The following is a 16492-nucleotide window of genomic DNA, read 5'->3' on the forward strand; positions in this document are numbered from 1 at the left end:
AGTGTAAAATCTCCTAAATCACCCCTATGGTTTTTCCTTAGGGAATAAAAAAAGGCAACGTTGGAGTCTCAGGGATTTAAATCGAATGTGAAATATTTTATCATCTATTAGTGGGGGGGCGTATAGGGCTAAATGCTGGCGCTCAGCTATTATTTGATTGAAAAAATTTTTTTGAATTTTACTTACAACCTGTTAAAATTTTGATTGACGGCTTTCCCGATATTAAGTATTCAGAAAGTATTTACTGTTTGCATATTGCTTCATAGCGTACTGTATGGCAGGTTTAGTTTTGGAGCTGACAGAGCCGAATCAGTAATGTTCGCCGAACCATAGAAAAGTGATTGAGAAATTGTAACTTACAAAGTACATTATAAGGGCCACATTATTTTAGCAATGGTTAACTCGACTGCGATTTAAGGTACTGTGGTTACCAAGGACCTATTAATAACTCTTTTAAACCATCGACGATGAATTATCAAATAAAGGCTTCCTCTGTATCCAACAAGGATGCATCTGTTCATATTAAACAGTCGAATATAGATTTTGGTACCATTCCAAATTCGGCAGAAACCCTGCCCAATCCTGCCGAATTATTCTTGGGTTCCGTGGCTTCCTGCATTCTTAAAAATGTGGAGCGCTTTTCAAAGATGATGAAGTATACCTATACCAAAGCCACCATAGAGGTAAGCGCAACGCGACTTGAAAACCCACCAAGAATGGATCATATCAGCTATGCCTTAACCATCTATAGCAACGATGATAAGTTGAATATCACCCTGCTTCAAAAGAATATAGAAAAGCATGGCACCATATTTAATACCGTAAAACTGTCTGGATCTATTACTGGGACGATTCAAACGGTGAGGGAGGACTGAATCCATCCTATTCGATGTCGTTAACTGCCATATAAATAAACTTAAAACACAAAATTTATGATAGACAAAGTCAAGATTTTGAAAACAGAAGTGCTTTCCGATAATTGGTATGTACTCAGGAAAATAACCTATGAATACACGAAAAAGGACGGTACCAAACAGACCCAGAGCCGGGAAGCTTACGACAGAGGAAATGGAGCGACTATATTGCTATACAACAAGAGCCAAAGGACTGTTGTATTGACGAGACAATTCCGGCTACCCACCTTTGTGAACGGAAATGAAAGTGGAATGCTGATAGAGGCCTGTGCAGGACTATTGGATAAAGATAATGCCGAAGATTGTATCAAGAGGGAAACGGAAGAGGAAACGGGTTATAAAGTTACCGATGTACGCAAAATATTTGAAGCGTATATGTCCCCCGGTTCTGTTACAGAGATTGTTCATTTCTTTGTGGCAGAATATACCAAATCCATGAAAGTGAATGAAGGGGGTGGAGTGGATCACGAAGAGGAGAATATCGAAGTATTAGAAATGGAAATCGACCAGGCATTGGCTATGGTCGAATCTGGAGATATTAAGGATGGAAAGACTATTATGCTGCTTCAATATGCGAAACTTCATCAGTTGGTCTAACTCAGACAACGAAAACTAGCCGGGGCGATTAAGGTTAGATGGGATCGATTTGATATTTCAAAAAAACGTATGCTTGGTAATAACACCCTTCAGTAGGTTGGAAACATCTAGTATTAAGATTTGAAATTAAATAGGGCTTTGCATTGAAGTAAAACGAAATAAACGCATATGAAAAGAGGGTTGATCATTTTGGTGCTAGTTATCAGCCAGACAATAGGCTACTCTCAATATTTATCGGTGCCAGTGATGTCGGATCATAAGCCCGAAGCTGGAAGTAGAGTAAAAGTGATCCCCGAGGATTATCAGAAGACGGAGGTATATTATTCCTTGTATCTGCCCGAGAACTACAAGCCTGGGAATACCTACCCAGTTATTGTAGAATATACAGGTAACGAGTGGCCTCCTAGCGGCTCGACGGGGGAAGTCAAAGATGCGAACCTTGGGTACGCTATAGCTAAAAGGATCGGTGCCATATGGCTGGTATTGCCATATATTCAGCAGGGCAGATCGGTTACCAAATGGTGGGGGGATGAAGTGGAAACAGTCGATTTTGCTTTGAAGAATATCAGGGAGGTATGTGAAAACTATGGAGGAAATCCGGCAGAGATTTTTCTTTGTGGGTTTTCAAGAGGAGCAATCGGTGTGAACTACCTGGGGTTATACAACGACAAAATAGCAGAAGTCTGGTTAGGTTTCTTTACCCACGACCATTATGATGGCGTAAGAGAATGGAAAGGGACCGAATGGGGATCCCCCATAGCGAAATACAGACAAGCCGCCAAAGAACGGATGGGCCGATTGAGGGGAAGAAACTGTTTAATATCCCAAAATATTGAAGAAGGAGAGACGAGCTTTGAAACTAGAAACTATATTGAGGAAAACAGTTTTGATTCATTAGCTAATATTCGATACAACTGGTTTTCGATGAGGAAGGTGATACCCCATATACCCTCCGAAGCTGTGCCTCATAGCCATACCGATAAATGGCTGTTGTATGATTCTGAATATGCCGAGACCGTTTATAACTGGTTTCTAGAAACCATTCAATCCAAACCGAATACCTACTCCATATCGGGTGTTATTAGAAATTCAAAAGGTAAACCCTTAAAAGGCGTTGTTGTTGAAAGTAGCACCACCCATTTTGCCATAAGCAATAAAGATGGGGAATATCGACTGGAAGGTTTAACTGCAGGACCTAAGAAAGTTACCGTTTTTGATCGAGGAAATGGCTCGTTAAGACTTTCAAAGGAGGTTTATTTGGAAGCTCCGATTATTGGATTGGATTTCATGATAGGACATCGATAAATTCGTTTTTTCAGAATCCTCGATCGCTTTGGTCGGATAGGGGACTCAAAAATTAAAGCATGTGGAATCTATTGGGTACGCTGAAAGGGGAATTCAGATGTCGACTGAAAAGGGATGGTCAGTTAAATTTAAGAACGTAACTATTGGTTAACTTACGTATTATCCTATACCTTTAACTCTCGTACAATATCAGCCTAGCTTATAAGCGAAATAGCTAGCAGCGGATACGTGAATAATCGCATTCCGAGCCTTTAAGGAGCGAATGCTCTAATTTTAATATGATTAGTTTGAAAACAATTGAATTGAAAAGATTTGTCCTTACCGCCCTGATCTTGATGATGGGAGGCTGTATTTATGCTCAAGGACCCACAACCAACGCAGGGTCGTATCAACAAACGGATTACCCCATCAGAACCTTTAGGATTTACCCCATTCCAGATCCGCGCTACTTCCTGAAATTAAATACCCGCACGGGGCAGATATGGCCCATTGCCTTTGATGAAAAAGTAACAAAACAGTTGGAGGCTACTTCGAAAGGTGAACCGTTAGTGAATATACAGAACGAAGTCGACAATAGGTTTGCGCTTTACCCTACCCAGAATACCTGGGTTTATTTACTTCTTGACCAAATAAACGGGAAAATGTGGCAAATGGAGTGGCATATTAAAACAAAAAAGGCGGAAATGACCCCTTTAAACGGTTCATCACTAATCGACGAACAGCAAGAAGGTGATATTCGATTTATCTTACAGTCGACTCGAAATATGTGGCATTTCTTACTCTTGGACCAAATAAATGGAAATATGTGGCATATTGGCTGGTCACTGAAATCAAAGGGCCGTTCCATTACGCCAATTAATTAAAATTTAAACAGGCTCTTAGGAGAAAACAACACATCACATTATATTTAAGGCTTAGCGGGGCATGCGCCGGAAATCTAGCTTTTAGTGAAAGGCAGTCTTCCTCGACTCGTACCAAAAGCAAACAGGCCATGTCTACTTATTAAACTATATCAGTAATATGTCAATATCAAAAGAAGCAGAGCTAATCGGAATGAAAAAGGTAAGTGACGTGGTGGCTCATACCTTAAAAGAAATGAGCGATTATGCCAAGCCTGGCATGACCACCAAAGAGCTTGATGATTTTGGTGCCCGTATTTTAAAAGAATCCGGCGCAAACTCCGCTCCATTGATGACCTATAAGTTTCCCGGCTGCGCGTGCATCAGTGTCAATAAGGAGTTCTGCCATGGGATTCCTTCTGAAAGGACCGTGCTGAAAGAAGGAGATCTGATTAATATAGACGTTTCTGCTGAATTGGATGGTTTTTGGTCGGATAATGGAAACTCATTTGTTCTTGGAAAAGACATCCATCAACATCAAAAATTGGTGGATGCCTCAAAAGAAATATTACAGAAGGCTATCAGTAAAATCAAGGGAGGGGTGAAAATAGCCGACATAGGTCAGCTTATGGAGACAGAAGCTAAAAAGAGAGGCTATAAAGTGATTAAAAATCTAGGTGGACACGGAATAGGAAGGAGCCTCCATGAGCAGCCAGATGAATTGCTCAATTATAAAAATAAATTTGACCATAGACGCTTTAAAAAGAACACGGTCGTAGCCATTGAGACTTTTATCTCCACCACCTCATCCTATACCGTGGAGCTTAACGACGGCTGGACCATGGTGGGCAATAAAGGTGGGTTTATGGCACAACACGAACATACTATTGTAGTTACTGATGGCCAACCGTTGATATTAACAGCGATGAATGGCATTTGGAACTGATACTAGCATGTGTTTTCCATAAACGTTTGAAAAAGAGTGTTTAATATATGGAAATGCGGTTGAAGTAGCATCAAGAATTAAACCAACATTCCAAAGGAATACCAATAGTGATAACCGATTTTAAGATTCAAGAACTCGAGAACCAACTGGTCAGACTGGTTCCATTAATAGGTATTGACTTTGAGAAGATTTACAAAGTCGCTTCCGATCCTTCTATTTGGGAACAGCATCCTGCCAGTGACCGGTACCAAAAAGAAAAATTTGAAAGCTATTTTAACAATGCCCCTTGCAAACAGTGGGCCTACGTCGCTCTGGACCGTCAGACTGGGGAGGTCATTGGCTCTACCCGATACTACGACTATAAGCCTGCCGAGAAAAGCCTGGCCATCGGGTATACCTTTTTGGCTCGGGAATACTGGGGTGGGGCGTATAATCAATCCATAAAAACCGCACTTTTAGACTATGCATTTCAGGCCGTAGACCGGGTGTATTTCCATATCGCTCCTGCCAATATCCGCTCTCAAAAGGCCACCAACAAAATCGGTGCCCAAAAAGTGGGTGATTACCACCTGGAATTTAATGGTCAAAAGTTGCTGCATTTTGAGTATGCCATAGAAAAAGAGGATTGGGGCCTTAGAAGCGAATAATACCAAAAAATAGGGCTATAAATCATTGTTGGGAGCGCGGTAGCAAGGTAGCCACTTGAGATTCTGTCTGCTAATAGGATTGACTTAGTGGTCGAAAGACCGTATATTGTCTTATCACCGCTATAGGTCTTTTGTTTTTTCCTAATCGTCGGTATGATTTGTACATCCTACAGAATTTAAGAATGGCTCAACCAAAGTCCAAACGTGTTATCAAGATCATCTTGTTTTTAGGCACGCTGATTTCCATGTTTTATGTCCCCTGGCCCATCGTGATCGCCTGGATAAAGCCGCTCCCAAGCACCATTCAGGAGCAAGTCGATGCCGTGGCCGATTATGGGTTTGACGGTATCATTGTGTATGTCGATCAAAAGGGTGAAAAGCCTGCGTTTTATACGGCAGGCTATAAAAACAAAGAAAGCAAGACTCCTGCCGATCCGAAGTCATTATTTAAAATCGCCAGCGTTAATAAGCTGTTTACCGCCGTGGCCATAGCCAAATTGACCAGAGACGGACGGTTGTCCTTGGACAAAACCCTGGGCGATTACTTCCCCGAGCTATCAGGAAGAATAGCGCATGCCGATCAGATTACCATTCGGATGATGGTGCAACATCGTAGTGGTATTCCCAATTATACCGACACGCCCGATTATTGGGTGCACCCAAAAGACAGTGATGAAGAACGGCTAGCATTGGTGCTGGACCTGCCCGCCAAGTTTGAGCCCGATACCGATTATGCCTACAGCAATACCAATTACCTATTGCTGGCTCAACTCATAGCTCGCATAACGGGGGATTCGGAGTTTGCCTATATCCAAAAAGAAATTTTAGATCCTCTAAGCCTGAAACATACCTATGCTTCCGTTCATGAGGTTAATATGGATGATGTGATGAGCGGGTATTACGTGGGCTATCCCCACGATCTGAAGACCCAGGATGTGGGGATGCTCGCTACCGCCGACGACCTAGGCAAGTTTATCAGGGCGCTCAACGATGGCTCCGTTTTCAAGGATCGGAAAGAACAGGATATCTACTCCTCCATCTATGAATTTGGCCATACAGGACTGGTGCCTGGCTATCAGACCATTGCGAAATATGACCAGGACCTGGATGCCGTGGTCATTCAATTTACCAATACCGTCAATTTCCAGGGCTATAACTGGAATATGTCGGAAGTGATGTACAGTAGAATCTTGAAAATACTTAGGAAAAAGGAGTAGGTATTTATCTGGAATATCGATTCATATAATACTATTAATACCGATGCATGCTCTTCAACTCTTCTTTTGATTAACTTTTAGCAAAAGAAGAAAATCCCAAATTTTGTCTCGCTCATTACGAATCGTCTTGTACTGTTTAGCCCTTTTCTCTGCTATCTTAAAATACGTGAAGATACTAGCTAGGTTGAGGTTGCTGGAGCGCCAATAATTTAGACGGATTAATTTATTCTTCAAAAACTGAAAGTCATATTTCGTAAGCCACACTGTGCTGGCTGTAAAGCATTAGAATAACTTTAAAAATACTTGGCTAGTTAATATTTATTTTTAGTTAACTGATAGGTTTAATCAATTACTTATTAAACGGTTTGAAAATTCATGATTTATTAAATTTTTTTTCAATCAGTTCCTGTATATTTGAAAATGTTAAATTAAGGGGATACTTAAATTTAATTAACTATCCGTCGATTAGATATCTCCCTGATTTTAAAAACAGGGAGATATAGGCCTGTGAACATTATGGTAAAATATCCTTTAATAATTTACTATATACAGAATGCTGTAATAAATCAATGTTTTGCAGGATTGTTCTGTTATTTGATTGCAAAGTTCCTTGGTATAATTTAAACTTGACAAATTATTGGCAATCTATAGAGCATTGAATTTAGTAAAATGTCTCAATGGAGTGTATTTATATTAGACAAGAAATAATGGGGTGGTTACTAAATTATTGTGAGTAATTAAGAGTTTCTTACTAAGTTCGTTATGGTTTAAATTTCCTTCACAATAAAATAGGATAATATATTTTGAGATTTCTTTTTGTACAATGCAACAGATGGTAAATTATTGAGTAATGTTTGGTAGGGGGGGGGGACTATGTCAAGCATGCCTGTAACCACAACCTGTATGTCATTTGTCTAAAGATAAATATAGAATTTGTAGAGACTATTAGCCAGGTCTATTAATTGTGAGTATTTAAAAATATTTTTTTATGAATTAAGGTGTAGATTATCTTTTACTATTTTGGTGGATGTACGAAGAAATTTAATACTACAATTTATAACCATAAGAAGCTGTGATTTACAAAGATGTTTAGAAATATGTGATTATATTGTAAACCAGTGGTCCATTTGTAATTCAGGATTAAAAAAGGGAGGGTTTGTTCAAATTATGATTAGTAATCTTTCTTCTGGGAAATCAGTTGAGGAGTCAATTGGTAGCCACCGTTACTTTTTATATTCATCAATGAATTGATATAGGAATGTTTTAAAACTTCTTCGTTTACGGATGATTGATCATGGATTTCGCATTCTTAAGAGAAGTCCAAGAGGGACAAATTTTGGATTTTATTATTTGTTCTAGATATTTAGAGGGCAAGGATTAACCTTGTACATGTTACCTTACAACAGGGTAAGGTTAAGCATCATTCTATTTAAGAAATTCATCATTCCATGTATCCGTTCCAGTTTATTTAGTAAGTAAACTAATTGCAGGATATTGTGCTGACCATGTAAAGTGAAATTTATATCCTAGACTATTCTGGCTGAAGCTGGTTTAGGCCGAAGAGACTCAAATGAAGGCGATAAGGACCAAGATATCTTAGTCAATCTGATGGCTTATAAGGGCTATAGAAAAAGTAATGGATAAGAAATTATAACTGATAAATGGGCTCCTTGTTTAAAGTATATAGAATTAGACTAATGTAAATTAAGTTAAGGAAGTTTCTGGTCAGTGAGATGACGTGGAAGCATTATGGCTTTGTAGGTTAAATGAAAATACTAAATAGGCATTCAATTCATTGTCTGTTACGGAATACGCATTCTTTTGCGGAAGTAAAATAAGCCAAGGCTCTATTTTGCTTCCGCAAGAGTAAGTTTTAATTTTATTTTTATGGATAATATTTTAGAAGAAACTGCTGGGGTTATATTATTTATAATATTGTTATACTTCATCATAATTTATCTATTTTATTGGAAGAGGCAGAAAAAAAAATCCGTTCAGAATGAAAAATGGGATATAATGAGTCCAACCAATTTGGGCAACCCAGCACAAATGGAAAATGAAGATCAAATTTCTAATATTGATGAAGAATGCACGCGGACGTTAACGGCTGAGGTGGAGGAAAATAGATTAATACCAATACAAAAGGAAAAATTGCTATTAATGAAACTGGATGAGTTCGAACAGTCAGGAATTTTTCTTGAGAATAACTTTTCCTTAGCCATAATGGCCACTTGGATGGGGATAAATACCAAGTATCTCTCTTATTTGATTAGAAATCATAGGGATACAACTTTCAATAACTATATTAATCAGCTACGAATTGAGTACATTGTAGGCATGCTTAAAGTCGATGCTAAGTGCCGTCAATACAAAATCAGTGTCTTAGCAAGTATGTCGGGTTTTTCTTCTCATAGTCATTTTGCAACTGTATTTAGAGCTCAAACGGGAGAATCCCCCTCCTCTTTCATCGGTAAACTTGTTGAGGAAGAAGCTGATTGGCAATAAATTCATGTATAGCTTTAAATAACGCTATCATAGAAGACTATTATCGCTTTTTTAACAAATAGTCATTTCTCCAAAGGACCTCTAATTTATCTACTATTTGCTTGTCCGGACATTTCAACTTTCAGTATTTAACAACAGGGTGCTCTACGCATAATGGCAACCGTTATGTGTTTGGGTAGTCTCATTCTGGAATTATTCTAATGGATTGAGTTGTTGCTCGTACTTCTAATACCGGAGAAAACGTTTTCAGATAAATGAATTCTTGTACTTCCTAGGTAAGGGTATATTTTTTGAATGCATCAGGGCCTGATCTAATTAATTTTAATTGGCGTATAATGTTAACAGTATGTCACTGTTTTTCATAAAATGTTGACTATCGTTCAATAAAGTAGCTGATTATTCAGCTCGTACTGGAAGTATTTAAAGAAAGTTTAACACAAGGCATGGATTTAGAACAACAGAATTATATTAGGAAAGGGATTCATTTGGTATTTAATATGGAGACAATTCCCCTACAAATGATGCAGGAGTCCAACACGGCTTTAGTTTATAACCCTTACTCTCTTCGTTAAGGCATTTCATTCATTTACAGTAGGTTATAGTCCTGAATTCGCAAGGATTCCCATATACCACCATTGTAATGTGTCACCTTCTTACTTTGTATTTCACAGGGTTGACTTTTTAAGGACTACCTGAATTGGACTAATCAGGTTTGGAATATGAATGAGCCGATGGATCTTTCAAGACGAACTTTCATTATGAATTCGTTCTCATAGAACTGGCATCCGTGCATATGCCTCTTATCTCTACCTTCTATCAGGCTTGAAATTTGGATTTGATACAATTTGAGTAAATTGGATAAAGTCTAATAAAGGTAATAATAATTCAATAGTGTGGTTGGAAGGAATAATTTAGTATTAGTTTATGCTAAAAATTCAGTTGTTAATAATCTGTAATTAGCCTAATAGCATCAAGGTTGTCCTGGACTTTATGGATGGTTCGGTTGGAATAATTATAAGATAAAATAGTATCAATGTAGTTGTTCTTTTATATAACTTCAAATTAGTTGGCTGTTCTATATTAGGAGATTGTGTTCCAATAATCACTATAGTACTAATGCTTCTTTTTTTGTGGAAAAGATCGAATAGATTTGAAAAAGTTCTATCAAAATTCGAGAAAATTGATACACAATCGTTTGAAAACGAACGGCCTATAGGAGACCTTTGAAGTGATACTAGGAGCCAAATTTAACACGATGCATCACTTAAATATTTTCTAGCCTTTAATCCTATTGAATTCCATACAACCTGATTCTTTTACTCGACGTAGGCTCCTAGTATTACTATTTGCACGGTCTTGACAGTGTTTGAGCATAACCTTGGGCTTGGCATTAATTAAGAATGTGACAAATATCATTGAACTAATTTTTAACCAAAACACAAGTCTATGCAAAATTTCATTACTTTATTAGGTGCACATTCCAATTTTAAAGCCCAACTTAAAATTTGGATTATGACCTGTGCTCTTCTCACAGTCATGTGGGGAACTGTTCAGGCCCAAGTTACCATTCCGGCTGGTTCATTTATAATTAAAATGAACGTAAATACGGCAGATTCTCAAAAGGGTCTCAAACCCTATGGGATGATTCATGAGTTAACAAAATTCTATAACGTACCGGTTCTATGGGTAGTTAGAGAAGGTAAAACCAAAGATGCCGTGGATTACACCATCAATGGAGTTAGCTATTCAGGTGGGTTATATGTCATTTCAGCCGAGTATATGACCACGGCGGTTCAGCAGGCCATTACGCAGTGGACAGCAAGTGCAAATACAACCAACGGAGGTAATGGGTACAAAAGGGGCTTTGTAGTAGGAAATTTTATACCTGCTGCCTTTACTTTTACTGGAGCTAAGACCTTAAGTATTCATCATGGACCACTATGGACGCTCGACAATGACAACGGGGACATAGCGGAAGCATTTTTATTAAATGCCGGAATCCCTGCCAGTGGATATAACTGGAGTTTGCCTAGTACCTTAGGGGCTTGTAATGACATTTTTGTAATGCCGCATGCGGAGCCGAAATGGAGTACTCATGGTAACCTTTTTACCTGGAATTCTACTTATAAGGGTGCCATATGGACCGGTTGCCGAGCAGGGAGTGCTCTTTCCAATACCTACAATCCTTCTAATACCAGTCAGCAGATGAATTTTCTGGTCAACAAAAGGACCACCTCTGGTACTGGTATTGTTCTTCCTGTTGCAAATTCTACCAATTACGCTCAGAATTCTTTGTTATTATGGGATGACCACAGTGATGGGACCACACCATTTACCACCAATGCCGCGATTACCTCACCACAGACGGGTACCTATGTAGGTCCGGATGATTGGGTGTCACAATTTCTTGGAACTTCTGATGCAGCTCATACCAATGGTAGTGAAAGGGTTTACTTACCAGTGCTTGGTAACAGTTGGAGAAGTCAGGCTAGAATCATCACATTTGATCCAACGCATTCTGATGTTCCCTCCAATTCTCCTGGCACTGCGGCTTTAATGGTATATGGACGAGGGCTCGGAGAAGATACTCGGGGTTGGGTGATGTATGAAGCTGGACATAATATCAATGTAAATAATGCTTCCGGTGTTGCAGCGATGAGGGCTTTTTTTAATTGGAGTTTTATGGCTTCCCAAGACAAAACCCCAGTAGTTGAACCGCTTACCCTATCGGGTAATGCTACTACAGTATTTTCTGGTAGTCCTGTAGCATTGTCCGTTTCCAGTACTTCTCCAGCTGGTTCTTCCTTGAGTTATTCTTGGACGGCCTTTTCGGTAAGTACCCTGCAATCCGTAGGTAGTTTTTCGGTTAATAATAGTGCCAGTGCTAATAATACTGTCTTTACTCCACCTACCGTGGGTAGCCCAACGGATATAGTGATTAAGGTAACTGTCACGGATGCTTGTAGTAGAAAGTCTATGACGCAAAGTATAGTTACGGTAACTAATACAGCTAATATATTAGGTAGTATATGGCATGATCCCAATGGAAATGCAGTACATGATGTGTCCGAAAAACCGGTAAGTGGAAATAATAATCTAAACGATGCAGGCAACTCAGAAGTGACAGGTGGGAGCGTTTATGCCAATTTGGTGAATTCTAATAATGTGGTGGTGAATTCTGTCAGAGTGAATCAATATGGAAATTTTACCTTTACCAATGTGACGTCTAACTCAGTCTATAAAATTATACTTACTACGACTGAGCAAACTATTTCTTCCATTCTTCCTGAAGCCAGTGCATCCCTTCCGAGTGGATGGGTGGCCACGGGTACTAATTTTGGTTCCACTGCTAATCCTGCGAACCGAACCAATGTACTATCAATTGGTACCCTTACAGGTAATGTAACAGGTGCAGACTTTGGAATAGAACAAATGCCTACGGCATTGAATAGCCTGGCTGCAGCTATCACTAATCCGGGGGGGACTATTCAAGCTCCAGTACCAGCTTCACTCTTTGCCGCCACAGATCCTGAGGATGCTCCTAGTGGGTATGCTAATAATCTTTCAGGAAGAGAGGTGGTTTTATATCCAGCAACCAATGGCACGCTATATTATAATGGCACTGCCGTTAATTCAGCCCTTACTATTCCAAATTTTGATCCGGACAAAGTGACCATCGACCCGGTTGGAACAAGTGTCTTGAACTCTGTAGAAACGACCTTCGAATTCTCTGTAAAAGACAATGCAAGCGTTACCTCGGCTAAGGCTACCGTCACGGTTCCATTTCGGGCCGTTCTGGTAGCGATAGATGATATAAATCAGACGCCTCAAGATATGGCTGTGGATGGAAATGTGCTGACCAACGATGTAGGCGAAAGCCTTCTTGTAACTGGAGCGTCTCAGGCGTCAACAATTCCTGTTAATACTCTCACTCAAGTGTCGGGTATCAATAGTAATGGTACTGTAGTTAACAATGCCGGTTCTATAATCTTGAATACCAACGGTACCTACACCTTTACACCTGTGTCGGGCTTTAGTGGTACAATTAATCCAATTACCTACAGTATCGCAAATAGTTTAGGGGGGACGGATACGGCCATTTTAGATATTGTCGTGATTCCTCCTAGCTCTACAGGTAATGAACCACCGATTGCCCAAGACGACAACGTACGGACTAAATTAAACACACAATTTACTTCGAATGTGTTGTCCAACGATAGTGATCCCGATGGCGATCCACTAACGGTAATATCGGCTACCGTACCTCTGGGTTTTACGGTGCAGGTTTCTGGAGTTGATACGGAGGGGAACGCAGTCTCAAATGCGGGTACTATATTCCTAGGTGATAATGGTTCCTATGTTTTTACGCCATCAACTGGATTTGTTGGAGCGATCAACCCCATCAATTACGTCATATCGGATGGCAATGGTGGTATGGACAATGCTGATCTGAATATCTTGGTGATGCCTGATGAAACGAACGCAACTTACGCCAATGACGATGCCAATTCAGCACCGAAAAGTCAAACGATGACAGGCAATATAAAAACCAATGATCTGGATCCTGAAGGCCATCAAACGACTATTACAGAGGCTAACTCAGCTGGGATTAATATCCCTATTGGGAACGTATCTACTTCAATTCCAGGCGTTGGTCAGCTTACGATACTTGCTGACGGTAACTATACCTTTGTGCCTGAGCCCGAGTATGTAGGTACCATTCCTGTAACCTATACAATATGTGACAACGGAACTCCACAGGCCTGTGATCAAGCAACCCTATATTTGACTTCGTTAGATATGGTCATTCCAGATTTGACGCCTATAATTACCATGGAGCCAAACCAAATTGCCGGAACAGGTCAGTTTATTAACCGGATTCGGATATTGAATTTGAATTATGCATCAGGCGGACCCACTTCGGGAGAAGTTATAACGGTCAGAATCCTCAAAAATGCTAAATGGACCTTTACTTGGGATGGTGCTTCCGTGTCCAACAGTCTTGGCTCCTTAAACAACCCGATTTGGACCTATTCCGATTCTGGTGTATATCATACTTGGACCACTAATGAGGTGCTGTTGAAAGGTAGCTCAAGGTATATCGGATTCACTGCTACCCTTACCTCTGGAAGTTCCATTGGAGCGGCACCAATTACGGTCCAAATAAGATATCCAAGTGGGGGAGAAGTCAATGATCAAAATAACACCGATGTAGAAACCATCAATTATTCAGGCCTTTAAAAGTAAAAGCTGACCGAGAATGCTCATCTCGGTCAGCTATACAAAAACTTTAATTTTCTTAATTTTATGAAAAAGTCAATCTTGTCTCTATTGGCATTGCTTAGTTTCGGTGTCTTAAGTTCTTATGCAGATACCAATCCATTTGTGACCAATCCCGATGTAAGCCCCGCGCCCATCCTTGGTTCTAGTCCATATGCAACCATTACCTTTTATTTCGGTAATAGTGGTAGTGATATTATACCGATCCTAGATATAGATGGTAATCCGGACCCAATTACGGTTCGGGTTAGTTTAGCAAAAGGAACATATGACAACGTTAATTATCCGGATCCTATAAGTGCGGTTGGGGGGTCTTATAAAAAATATTTTAGCTGGGCATATAATCCTGCTACTGAGACCTACACTGGAACTCAAATTTTAGATTTACCGGCTGATGATGCAGGACCAATCACCATCGGTTATAAGGTTACTGTTGCAACGGGTCCTGGAAACGCCAATAATGGTTTTAACGTTAACTTAGCGCCTAGTGGGAACGCACCTAATGGTCCTGGATCCAACCTAACCGACGATGATAATGCCTACGAATATACCTATGTCAGTGGTTCTCTTCCAGTAACGTTGGCTCAGTTCGATGTTACTAAGGAAGGTAGTACAGCGTTATTATATTGGGAGACCACTGATGAGCTCAATAGCGACTATTTTCAAGTGGAGCATAGTGCAAATGTTCAGAATTGGAATTCAATTGGTGTAGTGAACTCTTTCGGTGAAAGTACTCAACTCAGGACCTACCAATTTACCCATCGAGAGGCTCAGTCCGGTCTTAATTACTATCGATTGAAAATGGTAGACAAGGATGGTACCTTTGCCTATAGCCGCATCCGTTCAGTGGATTTCGATGATACGAATAATTCCATCACCGTTTTCCCCAATCCAGCCTCAGATCGGTTGCGCATTGGAAATGTTGCGTCAAAGAAAATTAATGATGTGAAAGTTTATAATCAATTGGGCCAAAGTTTAATTCATATTACTGAAGTTCCCGACGAAGGTATTGATGTTAGTAAACTTCCAACTGGTATCTATATGTTAACGCTTAAAACTATAGACGGTCTCGTAAGCCATCATAAAATGACCTTAGTGAAATAAATTATGGCCTTTGGCGGTCACTATACACACACACATTATTTGTTTAAAGGAATCTCACCTGTGTGGGTTTTACATCTTCCCTTGGCCCACTTGGATAATAGGTGGGCCATAGGTTGATGAAATTAATTTCTTGAACACCATCAACATGCGCACAATGACGATTATTTTAGTTGACAAACAACCGATAACAAGACTAGGCCTTAGACTTCTCTTTAGAGGTCTATTCAAACAAGCGAATATTATGGAGTTTGAATGTTTGAATCAAGTAAAGGACCTGTGCTCAACTACTTCTCAAACTATTTTGGTACTAGGGTTTTACAATTCCGATAAAACTCCTCATATCCGGTATATTATTTCGGCAGTTCAGAAGTTTCCTTTGGCCAGTATTATAGTTTATGATGATAATTCAGATGATCCTTTGGTTTTTAAATACTTCCAGATTGGAATTAGTGGGTATTTGGCCAAACAATCTAGCCTTCATGAATTGAGTTATTGCATAAATGATGTGGTGTCGGGAAAGAAATATATTCCAGTTAATATTTTACTTCATGATCATAAAAATGATCTAAAAAATAATCCGTTCCAACGAGTCATTCCTAGTCAAAAGTTGTCGTTTCAAGAATATGAAATTGCCACTTATCTTGGTAAAGGTATGCGAAATGCTTGGATAGCTCGTAAGTTGCAGATTAAACCCACTACAGTTAGCTATTACAAATACAAAATATTTAAAAAACTTAATGTTTCTAATATTCTTAAGTTAGGCGAACTGATGGAAAGTGATTCTTATTCGTACAAAGAAAAAATAACCTAAAGATAAGGTGTGATTACTATCCTTAAGTAGGACCTAGTGGGCTAAATTGACTTTTCTTTGGCCTTTTAAGGCATTTCACACTAAACCTGGCTACTTGGTCATCAAGGGTAAATGATTCACTGGTTTTTAGCGGTATTTTACAGTTTGTTGATGCCCAAAACTAGATTGTAACTAGAAGATAAGCCATGAATGTGCTTTTAATATTGATTAGGATCCCTATGATACTCCCTCTTTATAGGACCAAAATATTATTTTTTTTCTTTTTCAACTGCCTATTCAGTTTATTCTTTGGTTCTGTCAAGGCTTCCGACCTCTGGGAGGAATTTA

11 protein-coding genes are annotated in these 16492 nt (G+C 39.4%); all 11 read left to right on the forward strand.

The window, feature by feature from the left end; genetic code table 11:
* Positions 1-467: 467 nt before the first annotated feature.
* The 11 genes from CLV98_RS21710 to CLV98_RS21765 all read left to right on the forward strand — a co-directional run bounded on the left by CLV98_RS21710 (position 468) and on the right by CLV98_RS21765 (position 16165).
* Positions 468-875, forward strand: coding sequence for an OsmC family protein (locus CLV98_RS21710; protein ID WP_109677981.1), 408 nt, complete (start codon positions 468-470; stop codon positions 873-875).
* 57 nt (positions 876-932) lie between these two features.
* The gene (gene nudK / locus CLV98_RS21715) at positions 933-1511 is read left to right on the forward strand and encodes a GDP-mannose pyrophosphatase NudK (RefSeq protein WP_109677984.1); all 579 of its coding nucleotides are present in this window, start codon (positions 933-935) and stop codon (positions 1509-1511) included.
* A 168-nt stretch (positions 1512-1679) separates the two neighbouring features.
* Positions 1680-2816 carry a carboxypeptidase regulatory-like domain-containing protein gene (locus tag CLV98_RS21720; RefSeq protein WP_109677986.1) on the forward strand — a complete coding sequence of 379 codons (1137 nt, stop codon included), beginning with the start codon at positions 1680-1682 and terminating at the stop codon, positions 2814-2816.
* A gap of 287 nt (positions 2817-3103) precedes the next feature.
* A complete protein-coding gene (locus tag CLV98_RS21725) occupies positions 3104-3679 on the forward strand; it encodes a hypothetical protein (protein ID WP_146202323.1) in 576 nt (191 codons plus the stop codon).
* 157 nt (positions 3680-3836) lie between these two features.
* Entirely contained in the window at positions 3837-4601 is a 765-nt protein-coding gene (gene map / locus CLV98_RS21730; RefSeq protein ID WP_109677990.1) for a type I methionyl aminopeptidase, read from the forward strand.
* A 107-nt stretch (positions 4602-4708) separates the two neighbouring features.
* On the forward strand, positions 4709-5248 hold the full coding sequence (locus CLV98_RS21735) for a GNAT family N-acetyltransferase (RefSeq protein WP_229203524.1): 540 nt from the start codon (positions 4709-4711) through the stop codon (positions 5246-5248).
* Between the two features lie 182 nt (positions 5249-5430).
* Entirely contained in the window at positions 5431-6465 is a 1035-nt protein-coding gene (locus tag CLV98_RS21740) for a serine hydrolase domain-containing protein (RefSeq protein ID WP_109677995.1), read from the forward strand.
* A 1887-nt stretch (positions 6466-8352) separates the two neighbouring features.
* Positions 8353-8970, forward strand: a complete 618-nt coding sequence (locus CLV98_RS21750) for a helix-turn-helix domain-containing protein (RefSeq protein WP_109677999.1) — start codon at positions 8353-8355, stop codon at positions 8968-8970.
* 1446 nt (positions 8971-10416) lie between these two features.
* Positions 10417-14211, forward strand: a complete 3795-nt coding sequence (locus CLV98_RS21755; protein WP_109678001.1) for a cadherin-like domain-containing protein — start codon at positions 10417-10419, stop codon at positions 14209-14211.
* Between the two features lie 66 nt (positions 14212-14277).
* A complete protein-coding gene (locus tag CLV98_RS21760) occupies positions 14278-15354 on the forward strand; it encodes a T9SS type A sorting domain-containing protein (RefSeq protein WP_109678003.1) in 1077 nt (358 codons plus the stop codon).
* 145 nt (positions 15355-15499) lie between these two features.
* Complete coding sequence (locus CLV98_RS21765) at positions 15500-16165, forward strand: LuxR C-terminal-related transcriptional regulator (protein WP_109678005.1); 666 nt, start codon at positions 15500-15502, stop codon at positions 16163-16165.
* Positions 16166-16492 lie beyond the last annotated feature (327 nt).

It is taken from the genome of Dyadobacter jejuensis (assembly GCF_003149085.1).
GTDB classification, from domain to species: domain Bacteria; phylum Bacteroidota; class Bacteroidia; order Cytophagales; family Spirosomataceae; genus Dyadobacter; species Dyadobacter jejuensis.

Coding starts and splice junctions, on each gene's coding strand:
- CLV98_RS21740 (WP_109677995.1), top strand. CDS start 5,431: ATGGCTCAACCAAAGTCCAAACGTGTTATCAAGATCATCTTGTTTTTA.
- CLV98_RS21710 (WP_109677981.1), top strand. CDS start 468: ATGAATTATCAAATAAAGGCTTCCTCTGTATCCAACAAGGATGCATCT.
- CLV98_RS21760 (WP_109678003.1), top strand. CDS start 14,278: ATGAAAAAGTCAATCTTGTCTCTATTGGCATTGCTTAGTTTCGGTGTC.
- CLV98_RS21720 (WP_109677986.1), top strand. CDS start 1,680: ATGAAAAGAGGGTTGATCATTTTGGTGCTAGTTATCAGCCAGACAATA.
- map (WP_109677990.1), top strand. CDS start 3,837: ATGTCAATATCAAAAGAAGCAGAGCTAATCGGAATGAAAAAGGTAAGT.
- CLV98_RS21765 (WP_109678005.1), top strand. CDS start 15,500: ATGCGCACAATGACGATTATTTTAGTTGACAAACAACCGATAACAAGA.
- nudK (WP_109677984.1), top strand. CDS start 933: ATGATAGACAAAGTCAAGATTTTGAAAACAGAAGTGCTTTCCGATAAT.
- CLV98_RS21750 (WP_109677999.1), top strand. CDS start 8,353: ATGGATAATATTTTAGAAGAAACTGCTGGGGTTATATTATTTATAATA.
- CLV98_RS21755 (WP_109678001.1), top strand. CDS start 10,417: ATGCAAAATTTCATTACTTTATTAGGTGCACATTCCAATTTTAAAGCC.